The sequence below is a fragment of the Paludisphaera borealis genome (genome assembly GCF_001956985.1).
Taxonomy (GTDB): Bacteria; Planctomycetota; Planctomycetia; order Isosphaerales; family Isosphaeraceae; genus Paludisphaera; species Paludisphaera borealis.
The window spans coordinates 4,082,693-4,106,672 of sequence record NZ_CP019082.1; the positions used below are offsets into that span (position 1 = coordinate 4,082,693).

Below are 23,980 nucleotides of genomic sequence, written 5' to 3' on the forward strand. Positions count from 1 at the left end.
CCGATTACGCCGAAAGCGCAGGCCTCCATGCGAGGTGGGAACCGCCCCCTCACACCGGCTCGCCGACTCGGATCTTGACGTCGCGCGGACGGGCGCGGAGGCGGGCGCGGGAGGCGGCGGCTTTGGCGAGGAGGGTCGGTTCGTCGAGTGGGTTTCGGGGATGGCGTGAGAGGCAGAACGGGGCGACGATCTTCGTCGGGCGGGCGATGTCGGCGTCGGCGTTGTGGACGTAGAACTGGCCGCTGGGGAGCGTTGAGAGGTCGGCGGCGGAGCCTCCCTTGGATTGGATCAGGGCTTTGACCGTCTCGATCGCGGCGGGGGAATTCACCTTGCCGTAAACATGCGTCGAGCAATTCGCCACGATTCGGTTGTCGATATCCTTGGGATTCTGGGTGGCGAACACCACGCCCAGGTGGTACTTCCGCGCCTGGGCGACCAGCCGGTTCAGGCTGTCGCGGCAGACGGTCGCCTGCTGCGAGGGGACGAAGTCCCGGGCCTCGTCGATCACCAGCAGCCCGCGCAACGGGCGGTCGCCGGGGTGCGGGTTCTTCTTGACCCACGAGAACAGCGTCATCGCGAGCTGGTTCAAGAAGTACCGCTGCGCCTCGCGGCCGGGGAGGCCGACGAAGCTGACGACCGAGATCCGCGCGGGGTCCGACGCGCGCTCCGAACCGAACAACACGGCCGGATCGAACGCGGTCCCACGCGATCGGAGCAGCGGGTTCATCTCCATCTCGGCCCGTAACGCGTCGGCCATCTGCTCGGCGAGCTTCGGCTCGTTGGCGACGTCCAGGCCGGCCTCGGGCGGCAGCTCCTTCAGCAAGTCGATCAGCGCGTCGAGCCGGCCGCCGCCGTGCCGGGCGAGGTAGCGCAGCGACGCCTTGAGCACGGCGCGCTTCTGATTCGCCGTGTGGCTCTGGCCGGAGGCCAGCACCGGCGACAGCGTCTCCACCACCATCGACGCCGCGGTGTCCAGCTCCTCGTCGTCGCCGACCAGCGGCGCGAGATCGGGCAGGGGCTCGAACGAGAGCGGATTGCCCGACTCCTTGCCCGGCGTCCAGACGACCACGTCGGCGTTGCGATGATAGCGCTCGGCCCTGTCGCGGTCGTCGTCGGTCCAGACCGGAGGAGGCTCGTCCCAGCGCTCGTCGAGGGCCGCCATGTCGTTCGCCACGTCGATCACGATCGACGGCACGCCCAAAAGCGCCGATTCCTCGATCAGCCGCTTGAGGAACACCGTCTTGCCCGACCCCGCCCCCGCGAGCACCAGCGCGTGCTTCTCCAGCAGACCGACCGGCATCCCGATCGACTCGCCCGGCCTGCCGCCGATCAAACGACGCCCCAGCGGCAGCCGCCCGGCTTCGGTCGCGCCGGACTTCGGTTCAATCATCGATTCGATGATAGGTTCGTCGATCGTCTCGGGCTTCGTCTCGATCTCCCTCGCGTCGTTGATGAACAGGTCGCTCGCCACGATCTTCTGAACGAGTTCGAGGTTCGAGGCGGGCCGGCGGGCCTTCAGCCAGAGTTCGAATCCGGGGTCGTTCTTGGCCTTCAGTTCGTGGAGGGCGTGGAGCGTCCGGAGTTCATCGTCGGTCGGGTGGAGAAAGAGGCCGCCGAGCCGGGTGAACTCGTCGGTCAGCTTGCTCGTCAACGTTCCGCCGGGAATCGCCGTCGACCGCACCACGGCCAGGTGGCGGAACGGGAGGTTCCTATCGACGCCTGATTGCGTGAGCGCGCCTTTGAGCCGATTCTGGTACGCCCGGGCGTTGGTCTGCTGCAAGGCCCGGACGCAGTAATGCTCCTCGCGTTCGTTCTCCTTGTGGAAGATCAGGCTCAATCGCGCGTGCAGGGGGATCGTCGTCGCCGCGCCCGTCGCCTCGACATCGACGATCGCGTGGACGTCGGCGGGAAGGTCGACCTCGTGGATCAGGCATTTCAGGCCGGTTCGGAGCAGCGGGGCGAGCCGCTCGTCGTCGAACTTCTCCTCCAAGATCCAGCTCGGCTTCGCCGCCGCGCGGAGGGCGTCGAATTCCTGATCGAGCCGGTCCGTCCCGGTCGAGCGGGGAGCGACGGCCGGGGCCTCGGCCCTGGGCGCGACGGTCGCGAACGAGGCCAGCTCGACGACCCGCTGATCCTCCAGGCACCGCCGCCGGTGGGCGTCGCACTTCTTGAGGATCTCACGCGGGCTATCGAGCGCCAGTGCGTCGAACGCCTCGGGGCGGAACGGGTAGACGGGGTAGGGGGGCGCGAAGTTCGTCGCTTTATAGGCCGCTCCGAGCCGGTCGGCGACGATCGCGCGGGCGACGTCGGCGTCTCCCGGGGCCTTCAGCGTCTTGACCTCCTCGAACCGATCGAGGAACGTCCGGAGCACCGTCGAGCCGAGGATTCCCCAGGTGCTCTCGACGCACGAGACGAGGGTCAGCGTGTTCCGCGTGAGGTCGCGGAGCGCGCCCAGGCCGCCGCCGATCTCGACGATGATCGACTCGGCGGTCGCCTGTTCGGCGAGCGACGGCTGCTCCCCCTGCTTGCGATAATGGAGCTGGGTGACGATCGGGTCGAGCTGGTCGAAGGCGAGGACCGTCGGCCCGCTGAGGCTCATGAACCACGACAGCGCCTCGACGATCTTGCTCGCCGGCTCCTGGTGGACCGTGAAACCCAGACGCAGCTTGTCGTCGTCCTCGAGGCGCTGGCCCTGAAGCCAGACGTGGCCGACGTTCAACGTCGTGAAGTCATCCGAATTCAAGCAGATGAGCGCCCGCACGACGTTCTGATACTTGATCGTCTCCCTCGGATACGACTTTCCGAGCGCGGTGAGCATGGCGTCGACGTCGGTCCGCAGGTCGCGGCTCCGGCGGCCGATCAGGGTCGCGAGCATCGAGGCGAACGACTTGCTCGGGCCGTACTTCTCGATGATGTGATCGAGGATCCATTTATGCTGGGCGACGTCGCCGTCGAACCGCTGCTGGAGCGAGTCCATGTAGCCCTGGAGGACCGATTCCCAGAAGTTCCGCACGTCGGTCAGATCGACCAGGATGAACGCGCACTTGCGGCGCGCGGCCTCGCGGCGGAACGCCCCGAGCAGATGCGTCTTGCCGGTCCCCCCGCCCCCCACGACGACCCAGCCCAACGGCGAGCCGGCGCCGGAGGTTTGCTCCATCGCGCCGAGCTTGCGCGCGAACTCGGCGCGATGGTTCGCGTGCAGGCGGGCGACGTCCGAAGGAGGCTGGTCCCAGACGTCGTTCAGCCGCACCGCCCAGTCGAAGTCGGCCGCTCGGATCGCGTCGAGCTCGGTCATGATCCCCGCCCTCCCAGATAAACGATGTGCCGCTCCTCGCCGGAAGGGGTCCGCAGAACCGCGTCGCGATCCTCGGCCCGGATCTCGGCCGGATTGTCGAGCCGGTACAGCGACGCCTCGCCGCTCGTCGCCAGGTCGAGCAGCGCCCCGTCGAGCACCGGCCGGGGGATCGCCGCCAGCTCGCGGCGGAGATCGGCGAGCCGCACCCGCGCGTTCGCCCGGCCGTCCGAAAGCGCGTAATAGGCGGTCGTCACGCAGGCCTTGGGGTCGTCGATCGCGGGCGGCCCGGCCGCCGACTCGCCAGGCGCCATGAAATCGCCGAGCGAGAGATTCTTGCGGTCGAGGAACGTCTTGAGCCGGGCGAGCAGGAGACGGAGGACGTCGGCGCCGGCGGTCGACTTGGTGTTCAGATCGGCGTCGAGATGCCCCCCCAGCCAGGCCCAGCCCTCGTCGGCGAGCGAAACATGAAGCGCCTGCGCGCGGCCGCCGGGAGGCTTCTGCTTGACCTGCGCGATCAGGCCCGAGGCTTCGAGCCGCTTGCGGGCAGGCGCGCCGGGGTCGGGCTTGACGTCCTTGAGCCAGTCACCGCCGCCGGCCGCCGCCAGCCGCCACAGGAAGAGCAGTTCGAGAGGCTTGATCTCATGTTGCATCGTTGATCCCCGTGCGACGGGCGGAGCGGTCCGACACCCGCCGAAACTCGACCAGGTCGCGAACCTTCTCGACGGCCAGCTCGACGTCGCCGACGACTTCGTCCTCGGGCATCCGGAGCACGAGGTAGCCGCTGGTCGTCAGCTCGTAATCACGGCGGCGGTCGCGCGAAAACGCCGACGCGTCCGAGTGATAATAGAACCCGTCCACCTCGACGACGATTTTTCCCGATTCCCAGACCAGGTCGACCAGCGGCGACGTCCCCCGGCGGGTTTCGACGTGGACGTTGTACCGGAACAGGCCGGCGAGATTCTCGTCGCGCTCAAGCCGCCGCGCGAGCAGCAATTCGCCGCGGCTCGCGGGGTTCGGACGGCCGATCAACGGCGAGACCGAGAGCCGGGGTGCGGCGGTCGCGAACGCCGGCGCAATGACGTCGATCGACGTTTCTTCCGCCTCCCGCTCGCGGACGCGGACGGCCTCGAAGCTGACGCCGTCGAGTGCCGTCGACGCCTCGAGCGCGTCGGGGACGATCAGGACGACCCGGGCCCCGGCCTCGCGGGCGAGCCATTCCGAGGCCCTCGACAGGCCGTGGAGCGCCTCGACGGCCGGGCGGTCGTCGTCGAGCAGAAGCGCGATCAGCAGCGGCGACGGGTCGACGGCCCGGGCGAGCTGGGCCGCGTGGACCGAGGCCGGAAACCCGCGCGGGCGGGGAAGCCCGCCGCGCCGGCAGAGCCGCCGGGCGGCCTTCAGCCAGGGGACCGAAACGCCCCGCCTCAAGAGGTCGAGTCGGTCCAGGCGGTCGGCCAGGATCGCGTCGAAATCGGCGGTCTGGGCGTCGACCGCCGCGAACCGGGCGTCGTCGCCGTACCAGTCCGGGAACAACCCGAGGGCCACGGCCGCAAGCTGATCGACCATGTCGTCGATCAGCGCTTTCAAGGGGGGAGGCCGGTCGAACCGGATCGCGACCAGCCGAATCCCGCCCCCCGACGCGACCGCCCGCGCCTCCAGCCCGACGCCCACCGCGCCGACCAGCCCCCGCGCCGCGAACACCACTCGCGTCCGCGAAGCCGGCGGCAAGAGAAGACGATCGAGCTCGTCCGCATAGACGGTCGTCATCCAGCTATCTCAAGTCGATGCGAAGGTCCTTTAAACGGCCAAATGGCCTTATGTTACCAGTCCCCAGGCACCGACGCCATTCACTCATTCGTCCAGCCACGGAATGATCAGCCGCCGAGGACGATGGCGAAGATCAGCGGGGCGACGATGGTGGCGTCGGAGTTGATGGCGAACTTCGGCGTGGTCTCGTCGAGCTTGCCCCAGGTGATCTTCTCGGTGGGGTTCGCGCCGGAGTACGAGCCGTACGATTCGTTGGTGTCGGTGATCTGGCAGAAGTACGACCAGAACGGCACGTCGATCTCCATGTCTTGCTGGAGCATCGGCACGACGCAGATCGGGAAGTCGCCCGCGATCCCGCCGCCGATCTGGAAGAAGCCGACGCCGCGATCGGTGCAATGCTTCCGGTACCATTCGGTGACGTGCATCATCAGCTCGACGCCGCTCTTCATCGTGGAGGGCTTGAGTTCGCCCTTCAGGCAGTAGCTCGTGAAGATGTTGCCGAGCGTCGAGTCTTCCCAGCCGGGGGTGAAGATCGGGATGTTCTTGTCGGCGGCGGCGAGGACCCACGAATCCTTCGGGTCGATCTGGTATTCGCTCTTGAGCACGCCCGATCGGACCAATTCATAGAAATATTCGTACGGGAGCTTGCGATCGCCCCGCTTCTCGGTCTCGCTCCAGATCTTGAAGATGTGCTTCTCGATCTTGCGGATCGCCTCGTGCTCGGGGATGCACGTGTCGGTCACGCGGTTGAGGTGCTGGTCGAGCAGCTTGCGCTCGTCCGCGGGGGTGAGGTCGCGGTAGTGGGGGATGCGGACGTAATGGTCGTGCGCGACGAGGTTGAAGATGTCTTCTTCGAGGTTGTTGGCCGAGCAGGAGACGGCGTGGACCTTGTCCTGACGGATCATCTCGGCGAGCGAGAGGCCGATCTCGGCGGTGCTCATCGCCCCCCCCATGGCCAGGAGCATCGGCATGCCCGACTCCAGATGCGCCCGGTAGGCTTCCGCGGCGTCGACCAGGGTGGCGGCGTTGAAGTGCCGGAAGTGGTGCTTGAGGAAGCCGGAGACGATGCCGTTGGTTTTCATGGCGTTTGTGTGTTCCTTCAATAAAGAAAAGAATAGGAGGAGGGCTTGACCATTCGATTCGACCCAGACGTTCCGACATTCATCAATGCGTCGTGAACTTGAGACCGACGATCGCGATCAAGAGCAGCGCGAGGAAGAACAGCCGTCCCGCGTTGGCGGGTTCGCCGAAGAGCACGATGCCGAGGATGACGGCGCCCGCCGCCCCGATCCCGACCCAGACCGCGTAAGCCGTCCCGATCGGCAGGCTGCGGGCCGCGACGGAGAGCATGACCATGCTCACGACGATCCCGGCGATGGTCAGCACGCTCGGCCAGAATTTCGAGAACCCGTCGGTGTACTTCAACCCGACGGCCCAGCCGGTCTCCACCAGGCCCGCGACGATGAGAATCAACCATGACCACGACATGACGAGATACCCCCTGTAGGGCGTCGTCTTGTCATGACCGGGTACGGCGCGTCTCGTCCGGGGCCTGATCGGCCGATTCAGATTGTCTTAACAGCATGCCAGATGGCTATTGTACTCGATTTCCCCCGCACGGTAAGGCCTCTTTCGTCTCCGTACGAGCCCGAAGCGCCAGCGAGTGAATGTTCCCCGGCGCCGCCATGAAAATCGCCCCGCGAGCGCATGCCCCGATACAAGCCCGAAGCGCCAGCGAGTGAATTTCCGGTCGGCCAGCGGGGAATTCACTCGCTGGCGCTTCGGGCTGCTGCTCGGAAAATTCCGGTCCATGGTTTGCCGTAGGGGCGCCCCTTGTGGGCGCCCGATCGCCGAGCGTGGTCGGTGGGCGTGAAACGAACCGGGCGCCCACAAGGGGCGCCCCTACCGGATCTGGTCGTGACGCCTGGCGAAAAGCCCCCATTTTCATGAGGCCGGCTGTCCCGAGGCGTCATGAGGGTTTGTATTCGGACCTGGCCGACGCCAGGCCCCCATTTTCATTCGGCTTCTACTTCCCGAGGTCGCGCATCCGGAGCGTCCCCAGGTCGAGCGGGCCGGGGGCTTTTGGAGCGGCGACGCCGAGCTTGACGGCGTCGTTGCCCCGCGTCGTGAAGACCTCATAGGTCCAGCCGACGAGCAGCGACGGCAGGGTGAACCGGCCTTCGTCGTCGATCCACGCGGTAATCTCGCCGGTCTCATTGATGACCACAGCCACCGCCCTCTTGACCGGCTTGCCGCCGGGTCCGAGCACCATGCCGGCGAACGTCCTCATTTGCGGAAATCATGGACAAATTCGGCCTCGTTCGCGACGACGATCGACTCTCGTCGGCCCTGCATGGATCGAAGTCTTATCGAGTAAGTTCCGGGACCAACACGGACCGAATAACGCCCCTGGTCGTCGGTCCACGCAGTTGTCTGCGCACGGACCTTTCCTACGATGTCGTTCCCCTCCAGCAGGTCAACGGGGACGTCCATGCCGAACTCGTCGAGGAAGACGGTCTCCAGGACCGCAGGGCTTCCGACTCGATCCGTCACGGTGCCGCGAATGATCGTCCCTCGACCGAGGCGGAAATCGACGCCTTCGACCGGCTTGCCGTGGCGGACGACGACGTTGAGACGCGACGCCGCCGTCCAGGTCTTGTCCCGAATCAAGATGGCGTAGGCTTCGTCCGGGGGAACTCCCAACTCGTACGAGCCGTCGGCCTCCGTGCGGGTCCTTTCTTGGCCACGGTCGATCCCTCGGCCGGCCCCCTCGGCAACGACCTCCACGTCGCTCGCGGGTGAGCCGTCGGGCAAGTACACGCGGCCTCGGATCGTCTCGATTCGAGCCAACCTCGCCACGACGGTCTCTTGGTCCGGATGGACGACCGCGCGCCGGATGGCGTAACCGGCGGTCGTCGGGAAGAAGCCGAGATCCTCACGCGACTGCGGCAGCCAGTCGAACGTGGCGACGCCCTCGGCGTCGGTCGTCGCGTGGTGCTGCCGGCTTGTGTAGTTAACCTCCCCGATTCGGTCGTCCCTGCGGAGTAGCCAGTCGTGGAAGTCAACGCCGGCAGCGGGCTTGTCGTCGGGGCCTAGCGCCTTGATCCGCACTGTGCGCGGGGCGTCGAGGATCAGGGCGACCACCGCAGGGACCTTCCCTGCGGGCGTGCCATGACGCGTGCCGTGCTCGTCGAGGCGGCCGAACTCGGCGTAATCGTAGCCCGTCGCCTTCTTCTGGGCGACGATCCAGCTCACCTCGGCGTCGGGCGGAACGAGCAGGCGAGCGGTGCCGTGAGCGTCGGTCGTCGCGTTGTCGAGGACCCCGAGATCGCCCGCGGCTTCGACCTCCGCACCGGCGATCGGCTCCAGGCTCGGCCTGGTCACGCGGACGTCGACCGGCCGGCCCGGCTTGACGACGATCCGGACCGGCGCGACGGCCTCGGCCCGGCTCAGGTTGTAGCCGTACTCGGTCGCCCCGAGCTTGCGGCCGTCGGACGTGCGGGCGAGCAGCGGACGGCCGTCGACGCGGCCCCCGGGGATCGGCAGGGCGAAGCCGCCATCCGGGCCGGTCACGCCGCGAACCTCAAGGATCGAATAGGCGGCGAACCGTACCTCGGCCCCCGCGACGGCCGCGCCCGACTCGTCGACCACCAGACCGCGAGCCGCGATCGGCTCGGGCTTCGTTTCGGCCTCGGCGATCGCGGGGGCCGGCGGCGGATCGGGCGGCTGCGAGGCCAGGCCCGCCGACAGGCAGGCGGCGAGGCCCAGGGCGAGCGCAGCGGCGAGGACCGTCTTGAGCTTGAACGTGGCGACCATCGGCAGGACTCCTTCCGCCAGCGAGGCGAGGGCCGTCGGGACCGTCCCGGCGGCGGCGCCTCGGGCCGCGAAATTCAACGCGAGGCGGACCGTGGCGGCGACCGTCGGGCCGGCCGTCGCGGGTCCGTCGAGGCTCATCGCCAGCACCCCGGCGCCGAGGGCGACCCCGCGCCGGGCGAGGCGGTCGCGGAGCAGCGAGCGGCCGCGAGCGAGCCGGCTGGAGAGGGTCCCCTCGGGCAGGCCGAGCCGTCGGGCGGCGTCCTGGCGCGAGGCCCCTTCCAGCTCGCAGAGCAGCAGCGGCTCGCGGAACCGGCCGGGGAGCCGGTCGAGTTCCTCGTCGAGCAGGGCCCGCAGCTCGAACAGGTCAGGGTCGAGAGCCGGGCAGGGGGGCTCGTGATCCAGGCCGCCACCTTCGCGGACGCGGAGCCTGGCCGACCGCCGGCGCGACTCCCTGGCCGTCCGGACGGCCGCGCCGTAGAGCCAGGGCTTCAGGCGGTCGACCCGCCGGAGGCTGCCAGCCTTGCGGGCCAGGACGAGGAAGACCGCCTGGAAGGCGTCGTCGGCGTCGGCCGGACTCGCGAGCATCCGGCGGCAGACGGCCAGAACCATCGGCCCGTGACGGTGGACCAGGGCCGAGAACGCGTCTTCCCGGTCGAGGCCGTCGCGGTCGAGGAACCGCTCGACGAGCTGGCCGTCGCTCAGCCCCCCGGCCGCCCCCGTCGCGTACAGCGTGCGGATCTGGCGGAGCGTCTCCCCCGCGGCGTCCCTCGGCATCCGATCGCCCCCCGAACCACGTCGACCCCTCGTTTCACCAGTCTACTGGTCGCAAGCGGCCCGGCGCGTTCGGGAAAATCGAACATAAAGGGAGATTCATGCGTAAGCTGGGCTCAAGAGCCTATCAGGCCGTTGCGGACGCGGAGCAGGAGGCGTTCGAGCGGGTCGAGGTCGCGGATCTCGGTCAATCGGGCGCGGATGGCGGCGACGTCGTCGGTGATGATGTTGGCTACGCCATGGTCGATCAGAGGGGCGAGATGGTCGGGGTTGTTGATGGTCCAGGCGTGGATCTTGACGTCGCGCTGGCTGGCCCGATCGACCAGGGCGCGGGTGGCGAGCCGCCGGTCGACCATCAGGAAATCGACGTCGAGCCGGGTCGGGTCGCCGATCACCGCGCCGGTGATGAAGCCGACCTCCAGGCCGGTCTCGGCGCGTCTCGCCGTCTGGATCGCGCGGAAGGACTGAGAGCAGACGCGGTCGCGATCGAGCATGCCGGCCTTGCGGACCGCTTCCAGCACGCGGTCGGTCAATTCGACGGCCTCGGCTTCGTTCTTGGGCTTGAGCTCGATGTTGAGGCGGATGGCGGTTCCCGCCGCGTCGAGGAACTCTTCGAGCGTGGCGATTCGCTCACCGGCGAACGCCGGGCTGAACGGCGAGCCGAGATCGACCGCGCGGAGCTGGTCGAGAGTCGAGGTCGCCACCCGCAGCGGCGAACCGGCGACGCGGAGCAGGTCGGTGTCGTGGATGACGACCAGGCGCTTGTCGGCGGAGAACTGAACGTCGATCTCCGCCCAATCGGCGCCGGCCTCGATCGCGTGGCGGAGCGCCGCGAGGGTGTTCTCGGGCCCGTCGAAGGCGCCCGCGCGATGGGCGGTGACCTCGATCGTCTCCGACACGCGGGCGTCGGCGATCAGCTCCGTCGCCGAGACGACGGCGAGGGCCGCCGCGAGCCCGGACAGCACCAGCGCCGTCCCCGACCACAACCGCCCGTTCCAATCGCCGTGTTCGGACGCCTTGATCGTTCCGCCCCCCTTCTGGTAGCAGTCGAGGATGATCACGGCGAAGGCGACGCCGGCCAGGGCCGACAGCGAGGCGACCACCAGGCCGTCGATGAGGAGAAGCGCGGCGGTAACGGAGATCGCCAGCCCGGAGGCGTGGCCGATCCGGCTCAGAACCCAGCCGTTGATCCAGCCGAGCGACCACGTCACGGCCGCGTACGCCCCGAGCAAGACCGCCAGGAAGCCCAGCACCAGCACGGCCCGCGAGACGAGCCGCCCCTGAAGCCGCTCGGCGCTCGACCGCAGGGCGGCCTTCGGGTTGGTCACGTCCTCGAACAGCACGGCGGGCGGGGCCAGGAGCCATCGCAGGTACAGCCAGCCGGCCGCCGTCAGGTACAGCAGCGCCAGGACCCCGAAGGCCGCCGCGCCGCGCCAGAACTCCGGCGGGCGGACCACGACCAGTCGATTGACGTCGTGCGAGCCCCAGAACGCGAAGTACGCCGCGGCGCCCGCGATCGCGAACGGGACGGCCAGGAGCAGGTACGCGACCGATTCGAGCAGGCCGAGCCGGATCAGAGCCGGCAGCCGCCGCAACACGTCGAGGGCGTGCCACACCCCGGGGCCGTCGCCGGAGAGCACCGCCATCAGACCGGCGAGCCTCAGGTGCAGCGTGGCGAATTGCACGCCGACGATCAGCGCCAGCCCCGCGAGCCCCACCGGAGAGAGCAAGAACGAGAGGATCTCGAAATTGCCGACCGAACACCGTCCCCACGTCCCCAGCGCCAGCCGAAGAATCCCGGCGACGAGGGGAGTCAGGATCGCCCACTCCAGCAGCGAGAAGGCGACCGAGAACGAGACGAGCGGCCCCGCCCGACGCCTCGCCCGATCGCAAACGTTCATCATGATATTTCCAAACGTCATTAATGCGATCCGGGCGAGCGGGGGAACGCCCCCGCTCGTCCGGGCCGAACGCTCGCCGTCAGACTTTCTTCTTCAACAGGTCCTGAAGTGCGTAGACTTCGATCTTGCCGTTGCGGAGGCGGTCGATGGCGGCGACGGCGGCGCGGGCGCCGGCGAGGGTGGTGATGCAGGGGACGCCGTGGCTGACGGCGCTGGCGCGGATGCGGCCCTCGTCGGTCCTCGCGCCCTTGCCGCTGGGGGTGTTGACGACCAGGTCGATCGTGCCGTTGGCCAGGTAATCGAGCAGGTTGGGGCGGCCTTCCTGGATCTTGCGGACGGTCTCCACCTCGATGCCCTGCTCGGCCAGGGCGGCCCCGGTGCCGCCGGTGCAGACGAGCTTGAAGCCCATCTCGGACAGCCGCCGGGCGATCGGGACGACTCCCTGGCGATCGCGGGCGGCGACGCTCACGAAGACGGTCCCCTTGACGGGGAGGCGGCAGCCGGCGCCGAGCTGGCTCTTGGCGAAGGCCGTCGGGAAGTCGACGTCCACCCCCATCACCTCGCCGGTCGACCGCATCTCGGGGCCGAGCACGATGTCGACGCCCGGGAACTTGGCGAACGGGAACACGGCCTCCTTGACCGACGTGTAGGCCGGTTTCGGCTCCTCGGTCACGCCCTGCTCGGCCAGGGTCTTGCCGACCATCACCCGGGCCGCGACCTGGGCCAGGTTCAGGCCCGTCGCCTTCGACACGAACGGCACCGTCCGCGACGCCCGGGGGTTGACCTCAAGCACGTACACCTCGCCATCCTTGACGGCGAACTGGATGTTCATGAGTCCCCGGACTCCCAGCGCCTCGGCCAGGGCGTAGGTCTGGGCCTTGAGGACGTCGACGATCGAGTCGGGGAGCGAGTACGGCGGGATGGCGCAGGCGCTGTCGCCGGAGTGGATGCCGGCCTCTTCGATGTGCTGCATCACGCCGCCGACGATCGTCCGGTCGCCGTCGGAGACCGCGTCGACGTCGACCTCGATGGCGTCTTCGAGGAACTTGTCGATCAGGATCGGGTGCTCGGGGCTGGCCTCGACCGCCTCGGTCATGTACCGGTTCAGGCTCGATTCGTCGTAGACGATCTCCATGGCCCGCCCGCCCAGCACGAAGCTCGGCCGCACGACCACCGGGTAGCCGATCCGCTCGGCGATCCGCCGCGCCTCCTCCAGCCGGGTGGCCGAGGCGTTTGGGGGCTGCCGCAGGCCCAGCCGCTCGATCACCTGGCTGAACCGCTCGCGGTCCTCGGCCAGGTCGATGTTGTCGGGGCTGGTGCCGATGATCGGCACGCCGGCCGCCTCAAGGGCCTTGGCCAGGTTCAGCGGGGTCTGGCCGCCGAACTGGACGATCACTCCGATCGGATTCACGCGCTCCCATATATTCAGGACGTCCTCGACCGTCAGGGGCTCGAAGAACAGCCGGTCCGAGGTGTCGTAGTCGGTGCTCACGGTCTCGGGGTTCGAGTTGACCATGACGACCTCGTAGCCGTCGGCCTTGAGGGCGAACGCCGCCTGGCAGCAGCAGTAGTCGAACTCGATCCCCTGGCCGATCCGGTTCGGGCCGCCGCCCAGGATCATCACCCGGGGCTTGTCGCCCACGCGAGCCTCGTCTTCTTGCTCATATGTCGAGTAATAATAGGGCGTCACGGCTTCAAACTCGGCGGCGCAGGTGTCGACCAGCTTGAACACCGGCCGGATGCCCCGGCGGTCGCGGTCGCGGCGGACCTCGGCCTCGGTCGTCAGCCACAGGTGGGCGAGCTGATGGTCGGAGAACCCCGCCTGCTTGGCCTCGCGGATCAGGGCGTCCGACGCCTCGTCCAGGTTGTCCACCGCGCGGAGCTTGTCCTCGATCTTCGACAGGTCCTCGATGTTCGCCAGGAACCAGGGGTCGATGGCCGTCAGCTCGTGGATCCGCTCGACGCTCATCCCGGCGCGGATGGCGAGGCGGACGTACCACATGCGGTCGATGTTGGGCGACGCCAGCTTCGAGACGATCTCGTCCTCGGTCGGCTGGGCGGGGGTCCCCCACGGGTCCTTCTTGTCGCACCCCAAGCCGAACCGGCCGACCTCGAGGCCGCGAAGCGCCTTCTGGAGCGACTCCTTGAACGTCCGGCCGATCGCCATGACCTCGCCGACCGACTTCATCTGGGTGGTGAGGACCGGGTCGGCTTCGGGGAACTTCTCGAACGCCCAGCGGGGGATCTTGGTGACCACGTAGTCGATGGTCGGCTCGAAGCAGGCGGGGGTCTCGCGGGTGATGTCGTTGCGGATCTCGTCGAGCCGGTAGCCCACGGCCAGCTTGGCGGCGATCTTGGCGATCGGGAACCCCGTCGCCTTGCTCGCCAACGCGCTCGACCGGCTGACGCGGGGGTTCATCTCGATGACGATCATCCGGCCGTCGCGGGGGTTGACGGCGAACTGGACGTTCGACCCGCCGGTGTCGACGCCGATCTTGCGGAGCACGGCCAGCGAGGCGTCGCGCATCCGCTGGTATTCCTTGTCGGTCAGCGTCTGCGCCGGGGCCACCGTGATGCTGTCGCCGGTGTGCACCCCCATCGGGTCGAAGTTCTCGATGGAGCAGACGATCACGGCGTTGTCGGCCGAATCGCGCATCACCTCCATCTCGTACTCTTTCCAGCCGATGAGACTCTCCTCGATCAAGACCGAGTGCGTGGGGCTGATCTCCAGGGCGTAGTTGACCATGCGGTCGAACTCTTCGCGGTTGTAGGCGATCCCCCCCCCGACCCGCCGAGCGTGAAGCTGGGACGGAGCACGCAGGGGAGGCCGACCTCGTCGCGGATCTTGCGGGCCTGGTCCAGGCTCTCGGCCAGCCCGCTGCGGGCGCTTTCCAGGCCGATCTCATCCATGCACTGCTTGAACAGGTTGCGGTCCTCGGCCTTGCGGATCGACTCGGCGCTCGCGCCGATGAGGATGCAGCCGTGGCGGGCCAGGGCCCCCGATTCGTACAACGCCATGCCCACGTTCAGGCCGGTCTGCCCCCCCAGGGTCGGCAGGACGGCGTCGGGCTTCTCGACGGCCAAAATCTGCTCGACGACGTCGGGCAAGACCGGCTCGATGTAGGTGCGATCCGCCATCTCGGGATCGGTCATGATCGTGGCGGGGTTCGAGTTGACCAGGACGACCTCGTAGCCGTCCTCGCGGAGGGCCTTGCAGGCCTGGGTGCCCGAATAGTCGAACTCGCAGGCCTGGCCGATCACGATCGGCCCCGCGCCGAGGATCAGGATCTTCTTGATGTCGGTACGCTTAGGCACGGCAGATCATTCTCGCGACGTTAAGAGGAAACCAAGTGCGAAACCGCGGCGCTGGCAAAGCAAGCAGGCCGCGCAAGCGCGCGTCGAGCCGCGCTCGCCCTCGCATTCCGACCGAGGCGGCGCGGCCCGGAAAATTTCCCGATCATAGCAATTCTTAAGAACCCACAGCAAGGGGACCGAACGTCGCCGGCTGCTGTTCGGGTCGCGGGCGACGCGGCCGGGGCGAAATCGTCAGACCGATCCGGCCGTCATTTTCTCAGCTTCCGATACGCGAGGCCGACCCCGGCCAGACCGAAGACGACGAGCGTCGACGGCTCGGGCACCGGCATCTCGGGAAAGACCAGGTCGGGGGGAGTGGGCTGCCCGTCGGGGGTGAGCAATAGGGTGCTCACGCTGCCGCCGTCCTGGGTCGCGTACGCCAGAATCTGGCCGCGGTTGTTGAGCGCAAACGCTTCCCTGAGCAACCAGCCGCTGCCGGAGTCGATCAGGTCGTTGAGGTTGGTCATGACGCCGTTCTGATAGAGGAACGCGCGATTCTGGAGCAGCCCGTCGAAGGAGACCCCGACGATCTCCCCTTTGTCGTTGATCGCGTTCGCCCGGCTGTAGGCGTCTCCCGCCAGCGTGCCGAGATCGATCGCCTGGCCGCCGTTCGGGACAAGCACCGCATGAGAAGGATCGGGTCCCAGGGGGGCGGACGCCCCAACGACGTCGCCCTGCGCATTCATGGCCTGGGCGCCACTCGCGGAGGCATTCGGGACCAGACTCCCCAGGTCGGTCCACCGGCCGTTGGCGAGTAGGAACGAGTGGTTGAAGGTCCAAGACCCGCCGGTGGTGGCCGCCGCCGAAACCAGGACCTGTCCCGCATCGTTGGCCGCGACCAGCCGCGCGGAGACCATGCCGGGCGGCAAGCCGAGGTCCTGAAACCGGCCGTCCCGATAGACGAACGGTTGATAGTCGGAGTACTGGCCCGCCCGGTCCATCTCGCGCGAGCCGTAGATCGTGCCGCCGTTGGTGATCCGGAGCGCCCCCCCGTAGCCGGATGGGAAAGACAGCGGCGTGGTCCCTCCCGTCCCCGTGTCGAAGAGCAAGGCCTCGTTCTTGTCGTTGTTGTAACCAACGCCCTGGCCGCGGTCGTTGAGGCTCGTGGCGGCGCTCCGGAAGTCGTAGCTCCCGGGGTTCGACCCGCTCGGCGGCGTGACCCCCGAGACCACGACCCGGCCTCCGGGATTGGAATCGTAGACGGCACCGTAACCCTGGTGGTTCTCAGACGAATAGAGGCCCGCAACCAGGCCGTTGTTATTGATCTGGCCCCAGGAATCGCCGCTCAAGACCGTGATCTTGTAAGGCGAAGCCGTGCTCCGCGCCGGAACGGCCAGAAATACGAGGGAAGCGCCCAGAGCACAAATCCATGCTCGTTCGATCGCGAATCGCTCCGTCATCTCATCCTCCCTGACTGCACATCAAACCACCGCCACCCAGACCTTCCATCAGGCCGAGCATCTTGGTTCGACTGCTTGCAATCGTCAAGATAGATCGAATTAAAACGCTTTAACCGATTTAGCACCGATCGCGCGGACCGTCGACGTCTTCTCGACCTCCCTTCGCCGCGCGTCCGCCCCAAGCCCAATAGCCCGGCCGAACGCCGGCTCTCCGAAATTGGCTTCGTTCGTCGCGAAACCGTGGGCTTCTCACCATGTCGGGTCCTTGCCCCCCTACGTAACCTCGGCCTGAAATCCGTATTGGCTTCGTTCGCGCGGGAAATCGTCGTTTTCCTGACCGCCGCCCCTCATCCCAAGCCCGCCGGCCCGCTCCCCGAAATTGGCTTCGTTCGTCGCGAAACCATGGGCGTCTCCAGGTGTCGAGTTGCTGCCGGCCGGCCGCATCCGAACGCCTCAACCCCTAGCACTGCAATACTTTCGGCCACCCTCACGAAACCTCGACCTGAAACCTGGATTGGCTTCGTTCGCCCGGAAACAACTTGCTTCTCGACCTCGACCATCCCAAGTCCGCCACTCCCCTCGGCCCCTGGCGGATTGGGTTCGTTCGCGCGGATTTGGGATCGATCGACGCCGGTTCCGCCTGCACCGATTCCGAATTGACAACGAGCCGGGACGCTCCGGACGGAGTTTCCCTTATCTCAAATGTACGACACGATCGCCCTTTTGATCGTCCCCTCCGGCAAGACGTCCGACGACCGTTAGCGTCGAAAACCAGGCACTCTCGTTTTCCGCTCTCCGTCAAACATGTTTTGGCTGCCCAAAAACACCTATTGCCGACACCAAAACCTTCCGGTAAATTGCCACGATGCGGTTCGTGAACCACCAGACAGGCCCAACACCAAGGAGCCATGCCTTTGAAGTGCCGAATGATTGGTCCAGGGCGCGGCTTCACCTTGATTGAGTTGCTCGTCGTCATTGCGATCATCGCCGTTTTGATCGCGCTTTTGCTGCCGGCCGTGCAGTCGGCCCGCGAGGCCGCGCGGCGGATCCAGTGCACCAATAATCTGAAGCAGATCGGCCTGGCCGTCGCCAACTACGAGTCGGCCATCGGCTGCATCGTGCCGGGTTACATCAGTTCGACCGCGCCGCTGGCGCAGAACGGGGTGTCGGGCTACAACCCCGACCCGTTCACCCTGGACAACGGCCCCGGCTGGGGGTGGCTGGCGATGCTTCTGCCCTTTGCCGAGCAGACCCCGCTGTACAACGCGACGAATTTCAACCTTCCCACGTGGGTCGCGGCGAACGGCACGATCGTCACGACCCAGATCAGCGCCTTCCTCTGCCCGGCCGCGAACAATCCGACCCCGACCTGCATGATGGTCGACGCCGGCTTGAACCTCCTGCCGGTGGCGAATCCGTACTTCGCCCGCGCCAACTACCAGTACAACATGGGCTGGAACGACACGAGCATCCAGCCGCCGAACACGAATTACGACGACCAGTCCAGGGGATGCAACGGGCCGATCTACCGGAACAGCCGCGTCTCCTACGCCGGGGTGACCGACGGGCTGAGCAACACGGTCTTCGCGAGCGAGAAGACCCCCTACCTGGCGGACGCGACCTGGGTGGGGATCATCCCGGGTTACCGGCACTTCGCCTACAACGCCTTCGCCAGCGCCGGGACGGGCGGGGACGGGGTCAACTACGACTATCCGGGCGCCATCCTGGCCTCGCACAGCGGACCGTCGCTCTACGAGGTCCCCCAGGTGATCCATCCGCCCAACAGCCCGCTGGGCCATACCGACGAGTTCTATGCGCTCCACCCGGGCGGGGCGAACGTCCTGATGGGGGACGGCTCGGTCCGGTTCGTCAAACAATCGATCAACCTGCTGGCGTGGCAGGCCCTGAGCAGCCGATCGAACGGGGAGGTGATCAGTGCCGACGCCTACTAATCGACCGCCCCTCCCGGGGACGCGCCGCCCCTTCCTCTCTTCTCTGCTCGTCGGCCTGGCGACGACGCTCGCCGGCTGCGGCGGGGAACCGACGCAGCGCGAAGTCCAGAACGCTCGGGCCTTCGAGGCGCTGCTGACGGCCGTGTCCTTGAAGAACGAGAAGGAGCTGGAGAGGGACGCCAAGCTGATCGAAAAACGGCACGCCTCGGGAGAACTCTCCGACGAAAACCATCGAGAGATCGAGAAGATCATCGAGAAGGCCCGGGCGAAAGACTGGGCCGGCGCCGAGAAGCAGGCGTACGAGTTCCGCGCCCAGTTCGGCGATCAAGGCTCCTACTTCAAGTGATGCATACTCCTGAAACGGACCCGCTGGGGATGCCCCAACTTCTCCGCTTCCTGCCCCTTTTCCACTCTCCCAGCCTACGATAAGAATGAAGAAGGGGCCTTTTCCGCTCCCCGTCCGCCATGAGCCGGCCGCATCCAGGAGTGTCGAGCCTTGCCTAATTCCCTCGTGCATAAGGGCCGGCGCGTCCGGGTCGCCGTCGCGATCGCCGTCGCGATCGGGGCTGTGTACGGACTCGTCGTCCTTGAGGGATGGTGGGCGCGGACCACGCGTCAGGATGCGTTTCGAAGACTGGCGCGGCGCGATTTCGCGGGGGCCCAGCCGGGGCTGGCTCGCTTGCTGGCGTTGCACCGGGGCGATGGCGAGGCGTGGTTCCAGCTCGGGCTTTGCGAATCGGCGCTGGGGCGCGAGCCGGCGGCCAGGGCGGCCTGGGATTCGGTGCCGATCGATTCACCGTTCGCGGGCCGGGCGGCGGTCCGTCGGGCTCGCCAGGAACTCGCCTCGCATCGTCTGGCCGCCGCCGAGACCTATCTCCTGCGCGCCGTCGACGAGCGCGGCGCACACGCCGTCGAGGCGTTCGAGACGCTGGTGCATCTGTTCAAGATCGAGGGTCGATTCCGCGAGGCGCGGCGGCTCGTGAACGGCTGGTGGGAGGACTATCCCAACCGGATCAGCATGGTCACGGAGCTGACCCAGCTCGACACGCCCAGCGCGTACGCGCCGGCCAAGGCGCGCGAGGCGCTGGATCGAGCCGGCGCGGCCGCGCCCGACGACGACCGCGTCTGGCTGGGCAAGGCGAACCTGGCGATGCGGACCGGCGACCTCGATCAAGCCGGGCGATGGCTCGAAGCGTGCGAGCGGGAGCGGCCCGACGACGCGGCGGTCGGCCGCGCGCGCCTCGCCTTGTCCGAGGCGAATCGCGACGCGACCGCGGTCCGTCGCGCGGCCGCCCGCGTGGCCCCCGGCGCCCTCGACCCCGACGAGCTGATTCGGCTGCGCGCCTGGTTGGCCGCCAAGGCGAACGACCAGGCGGCCGAGGGCGAAGCATTGCGCGCCTTGCTCGCGATCCGGGCCGACGACGCGCCGGCCCTCGAACGCCTGGCCGAACTGGAAATCCTCGCCGGTCGGTCGGCCGAATCGGCGCGGCTGCGGGCCCACAAGGCGGAGCTTGATCGCGCCCGCTGGCGATTCGACAACTTGATCTTCCTGACCCGGGCCCAGGATCACGGCCGCGAGCTGGCGCGACTCGCGGAGATCCTCGGCCGGTCCGTCGAGGCCCGCATCTGCTGGAAACTCGTGCTCGACCGCGAGCCGGGCGACGCCGAGGCGTTCCAAGCCATCGCCCAGCTCGACGCGCGGGCGCGCTCGGCGACCGCCCCGGACGACCAGCTCGCGGCGCTGCGGGCCGAGCTTGCCTGTACGCCGGTCGAAGTCGAGGTGAAACCAAGTCTCGTCGCCGGGGCGAAGCACGATTCGCGCGCGACGCTATGGTTCGACGACGACGCGGAATCGAGCGGGCTGCGGTTCCAGTTCGATAGCGGGATGACTGCGGAGCGACAGATTCCCGAGACGATGAGCGGCGGCGTGGGGCTACTGGACTACGACGGCGACGGCTGGCTCGACGTTTACTGCGTTCAAGGGGGGCCGTTCCCGCCGCCCGCCGGGGCGGGGGGGGGCGACCGGCTGTTCCGCAACCGGGGCGACGGCACGTTCGAGGACGCGACGGCCCGATCGGGGGTCGGCCGGCTGGCGCGGGGATACGGGCACGGGGTGACGGTGGGCGACTACGACAACGACGGCGACGCCGACCTGTTCCTGACCCGTTGGCGGTCGTACGTGCTGCTCAAGAACCGGGGCGACGGGACGTTCGAGGATGCGACCGAGGCCGCGGGCCTGGCGGGCGATCGGGGCTGGCCGACCTCGGCGGCCCTGGCCGACCTCGACGGCGACGGCGATCTCGACCTCTACGTCGCGCACTACCTGGAGTGGAACGCCGAGCATCCCGAACTCTCCGCGCATCGCAGCCGGCCGGGGGCTTTCGAGTACGGCTATCCCCAGAAATTCCCCGCCGAGCCGGACCACCTGTTCCGCAACGACGGAGGCCGGTTCCACGACGTGACCGCCGAGGCGGGGATCGTCGATCGCGACGGCAGGGGCATGGGCGTGGTGGCGGCCGACCTCGACGACGACGGCAAGATCGACCTTTTCGTCTCCAACGACACCACGGCTAACTTCCTGTTTCGCAACCTCGGGGGAATGCGGTTCGAGGAAGTGGGCGACGCGGCCGGCCTCGCCAGCAACGCCGAGGGGGGATACCAGGCCAGCATGGGGATCGCCTGCGGCGACCTCGACGGCGACGGCCGCCTCGACCTCGCCGTCACCAACTTCTACAACGAGTCGATGACCTACTACCGCAACCTGGGGGGCGGCCTGTTCGCCGATCACACGGCGACGGTCGGGCTGCTGGCCGCGACGCGCGACATGCTCGGCTTCGGGACCTCGTTCCTCGACGTCGACAACGACGGCCGCCTCGACCTCGCCGTCACCAACGGGCACGTCAACGACCTGCGCCCGGAGACCCCTTACGCGATGCCCAGCCAGCTTTTCCTCGGAGCCGCGAACGGCCGGCTCGTCGACGTCTCGACGCAATCCGGAGCGGCCTGGGCGGTCCCTCGCGTGGGGCGGGGCCTGGCCGTCGGCGATCTCGACAACGACGGCCGCCAGGACATGCTCGTCCTCGCCCAGAACCAGCCGCTGGCGTACTTCCACAACAAATCCGCGACCGGCGCCGCGCTCGTCATCGAGCTGGAAGGCGTGAAGTCGCCCCGCGACGCGGTCGGCGCCCGGGTGACCGTCGAGGCCGGGGGCCGTCGCCTGGTGCGTTACCTGCACGGCGGCGGCAGCTACCAGTCGGCGTCCGACCATCGCCTGTATTTTGGACTCGGCGAAGCCCGGGCCGCCGACCGCGTCGAAATCCAATGGCCGTCCGGCCAGCGCGACCGCCACGAGAACCTCGCCGCCGGCGCCCGCTATCGCCTCCGCGAAGGCGCCGCCAAGCCCGAACGCGTCACCGCATTCAGGCGCTGAATTCCCAGCCGGCGTGCTGAATCAGGAGCTGCCCACGAACCAGGTCTAAATCGTCGGTTCGAAGAATCTCACCACGGAGGAGTCGGAGAATACGGAGGGGGACGATTCAATGAATCCATCTCCGAATATGCCTGGATGCCTCTCCTCTTCCGCTCCGCGTCCTCCGTGGTGAGTACCTGGGTTTCTTCGACCCCACGTTTCGAGCTGGATGTTGTTCGTGGACGACCTCTAACGCGATTTACCTTTGGGCTGCGCGCAATCATCAAGACAAGCTGTTGCGAGCATGCCTTCTCCCCTTGCGGGAGAAGGTGGCCGGCACGGCCGGATGAGGGGTGAGCATCATGGCCTGGGCATCATCAAACGCCTCGGCGGTCGAGTACCCCTCATCCGCCCCTGCGGGGCACCTTCTCCCGCAAGGGGAGAAGGGATTTCAGCCTCAAGCGACGACCGCCGGCTCGCCAGCGCGCGTCGGCCGCTCGCGCGGGCCGTTCAGGAAGCGGCCCAGCCAGGTGTAGCGGACGAAGGTCTGGTACGTCCAGAGCAGGAACAAGGTCACGACCGCGACGATGATCAGGAATTTCAACGGGGCCGGCAACGGCCAGTCTCGCACCGCGTACTGGGCCGCGATGACGAGCGGCGTGTGGGCGAGGTAAAGCCAGTAGGCCGAGTCCGACATGTACCGCGTCGTCGGGCTCTCGACCGCGCAGATCCGCCGGAACAGCCCCATGAGGCCGAACGTCATGAGCCAGGGATAGGCCGCCTGCAACGTGATCGAGAGAATCCGGCGGGTCGGCGGGTCGAGCGCGACGCCCAAGGGTCCGGCCCATCCCCCGAGGAGGGCGAGTTCCAGGGGGAGGACGATGAGGAACGCGATCGAAAGCGGCAGCAGCCAGCGTTCGCCGACGCGGCCGGATCGATCGTCGTACCCGAAATAGAGCGCGCCGAAGCCGAAGAAGATCGCGTAATACGCCAGGACGTGGGGGATCGGCAGGAGGCCGGTCGAGGTGTCCGGCCCGAACAGCGGCGAGTCGCCGCCGCCCCCCATGTACGACTGGGGGATCATCGTCAGGGGGATCAGCCAGAGGTAACGGGCGGGCGAAAGGACCAGCCACGCGGGCAGGCGGATCGACGGGAGCCGGGCGCCGAGGGCGGAGAGAGCCGCCATCCCGAGCACCAGCCACCAGAGGAACCAGAGGAACCAGAGGTGGCTAAACAGCGGCATCTGCATGAGCAGGTCGGCCAGGCCCGCCTTCTTCATCCCCTCGGTCGCGCCCCGCTCGCGCAGGTACGCCGCGACGGCCGCCTTGCGGCTTCCCAACCCATCCTCGTTCACCTTGAGCTGGAGGAGCGACGCGAAGAAAAGCGTCGTCGGCTCGTCGACGACCGCGTTATCCAGCGGCGTCTCGCCGCGCTTGTTCTCCGCGTTGACGTTCGCGCCATTTTGAACGAGCGTGGCGACGGCCTTCTCGTGGCCCAGGAAGGCCGCCGCGTGCAGGGGCGTCCCGCCGTCGCTCGCGGCGGCGTTCACGTCCGCGCCGCGGCGGATGAGCAGTTCGGCGGCCTCCGCGCGATCGGCGAGCGCCGCCCAGAGCAGCGGCGTCATGCCGCGCTCGCCGTCCCGGCCGTCGACCGCCGCCCCGGCCGCCAGGTGACGCTCGATCGCGCCGAGGTCTCCGGCGTCCGCCGCCGCCCAGATGTCCGACTTCCCTTCGGTCGACGACGCGCCGGCGGGCTTCCGCGAGGCGGACGACATCGCCACGCCGGAGATCCAGTTCGTGAGCGGGATGATCGTGACCAGCCCCAGCAGCAACGGCAGGAACACCCGGCGGAACCGGTGCTTGACCAGCGCCCCACGGCCTCGCCGGCTCATCAGCATCGCGCTGAAGAAGCCGCTCATGACGAAGAAGAGCGGCATCCGGAAGCCGTGGACCGCCGAGAAGAAGACGCCGAAGCCGGGCGCTTGCCGACGATCCGAGACGACCCAGAACGCCGGGAAGAACGAGAGGGCGGAGTGCAGCGCGATGCCCAACAGCATGGCGACGGCCCGCAGGGCGTCGAGGTCCGATCGTCGGGCGAAGGGGGGGGTGTTGGTGCTCATGGTAGAGATTCGCCCGACCTGTTTCGATATTGAGCCGGCCCGCGACCCGTCCATGGCCATTGACTCGTCTGACAACTGTGCGACAATAGAGCGGTTTGCGTTTGGGTTGCACTCGTAGGGGCGTCCCTTGTGGGCGCCCGATCGGCGTCGGCAACCGTGGCGGCCTTGGCGATTCGGGCACCCACAAGGGGTGCCCCTA

At 67.9% G+C, this 23,980-nt stretch carries 13 protein-coding genes, 1 pseudogene and 1 riboswitch; of the genes and pseudogenes, 3 read left to right on the forward strand and 11 right to left on the reverse strand.

Going from position 1 to position 23,980, the window contains the following annotated elements; all coding sequences use genetic code 11:
• Positions 1-49 precede the first annotated feature (49 nt).
• The 10 genes and pseudogenes from BSF38_RS15955 to BSF38_RS16000 form a co-directional block, all read right to left on the reverse strand.
• Positions 50-3,295 carry an ATP-binding protein gene (locus tag BSF38_RS15955; RefSeq protein ID WP_076347216.1) on the reverse strand — a complete coding sequence of 1,082 codons (3,246 nt, stop codon included), beginning with the start codon at positions 3,293-3,295 and terminating at the stop codon, positions 50-52.
• Complete coding sequence (locus tag BSF38_RS15960) at positions 3,292-3,945, reverse strand: hypothetical protein (protein WP_076347218.1); 654 nt, start codon at positions 3,943-3,945, stop codon at positions 3,292-3,294. Before BSF38_RS15960 ends, BSF38_RS15955 begins: the two co-directional genes overlap by 4 nt.
• Positions 3,935-5,059 carry an endonuclease domain-containing protein gene (locus BSF38_RS15965; RefSeq protein WP_076347220.1) on the reverse strand — a complete coding sequence of 375 codons (1,125 nt, stop codon included), beginning with the start codon at positions 5,057-5,059 and terminating at the stop codon, positions 3,935-3,937. The genes BSF38_RS15960 and BSF38_RS15965 overlap by 11 nt, the downstream gene beginning before the upstream one ends.
• A 107-nt stretch (positions 5,060-5,166) precedes the next feature.
• A complete protein-coding gene (locus BSF38_RS15970; protein WP_076347222.1) occupies positions 5,167-6,141 on the reverse strand; it encodes a deoxyhypusine synthase family protein in 975 nt (324 codons plus the stop codon).
• A gap of 82 nt (positions 6,142-6,223) precedes the next feature.
• Entirely contained in the window at positions 6,224-6,547 is a 324-nt protein-coding gene (locus BSF38_RS15975) for a DMT family transporter (RefSeq protein ID WP_076347224.1), read from the reverse strand.
• 17 nt (positions 6,548-6,564) lie between these two features.
• A riboswitch (guanidine-III (ykkC-III) riboswitch) is annotated at positions 6,565-6,626 on the reverse strand.
• A 459-nt stretch (positions 6,627-7,085) separates the two neighbouring features.
• A complete protein-coding gene (locus BSF38_RS15980) occupies positions 7,086-7,349 on the reverse strand; it encodes a peptidase associated/transthyretin-like domain-containing protein (RefSeq protein ID WP_076347226.1) in 264 nt (87 codons plus the stop codon).
• Positions 7,346-9,649, reverse strand: a complete 2,304-nt coding sequence (locus BSF38_RS15985) for a sigma-70 family RNA polymerase sigma factor (RefSeq protein ID WP_076347228.1) — start codon at positions 9,647-9,649, stop codon at positions 7,346-7,348. The genes BSF38_RS15980 and BSF38_RS15985 overlap by 4 nt, the downstream gene beginning before the upstream one ends.
• Before the next feature lie 113 nt (positions 9,650-9,762).
• Positions 9,763-11,550 (reverse strand): glycerophosphodiester phosphodiesterase, encoded by a 1,788-nt coding sequence (locus BSF38_RS15990; protein WP_168189388.1) that lies wholly within the window; start codon positions 11,548-11,550, stop codon positions 9,763-9,765.
• Between the two features lie 76 nt (positions 11,551-11,626).
• A pseudogene (gene carB / locus BSF38_RS15995) lies at positions 11,627-14,862 on the reverse strand (carbamoyl-phosphate synthase large subunit).
• A 248-nt stretch (positions 14,863-15,110) separates the two neighbouring features.
• The gene (locus BSF38_RS16000; RefSeq protein WP_076347232.1) at positions 15,111-16,301 is read right to left on the reverse strand and encodes an HAF repeat-containing PEP-CTERM protein; all 1,191 of its coding nucleotides are present in this window, start codon (positions 16,299-16,301) and stop codon (positions 15,111-15,113) included.
• Between the two features lie 926 nt (positions 16,302-17,227).
• On the opposite strand from BSF38_RS16000, the gene BSF38_RS16005 reads away from it, so the two are divergent.
• From BSF38_RS16005 to BSF38_RS16015, 3 genes are all read left to right on the forward strand, one after another.
• The gene (locus tag BSF38_RS16005) at positions 17,228-18,253 is read left to right on the forward strand and encodes a DUF1559 domain-containing protein (protein ID WP_168189389.1); all 1,026 of its coding nucleotides are present in this window, start codon (positions 17,228-17,230) and stop codon (positions 18,251-18,253) included.
• Positions 18,237-18,599, forward strand: coding sequence for a hypothetical protein (locus BSF38_RS16010; protein WP_076347236.1), 363 nt, complete (start codon positions 18,237-18,239; stop codon positions 18,597-18,599). The genes BSF38_RS16005 and BSF38_RS16010 overlap by 17 nt, the downstream gene beginning before the upstream one ends.
• Positions 18,600-18,749: 150 nt before the next feature.
• Complete coding sequence (locus tag BSF38_RS16015) at positions 18,750-21,683, forward strand: CRTAC1 family protein (protein WP_145952157.1); 2,934 nt, start codon at positions 18,750-18,752, stop codon at positions 21,681-21,683.
• 436 nt (positions 21,684-22,119) lie between these two features.
• Here the strand turns inward: BSF38_RS16015 and BSF38_RS16020 are convergent, their stop codons facing one another.
• Positions 22,120-23,781: an acyltransferase family protein gene (locus BSF38_RS16020; RefSeq protein WP_076347240.1), complete on the reverse strand. Its 1,662-nt coding sequence runs from the start codon at positions 23,779-23,781 to the stop codon at positions 22,120-22,122.
• Positions 23,782-23,980: the final 199 nt, after the last annotated feature.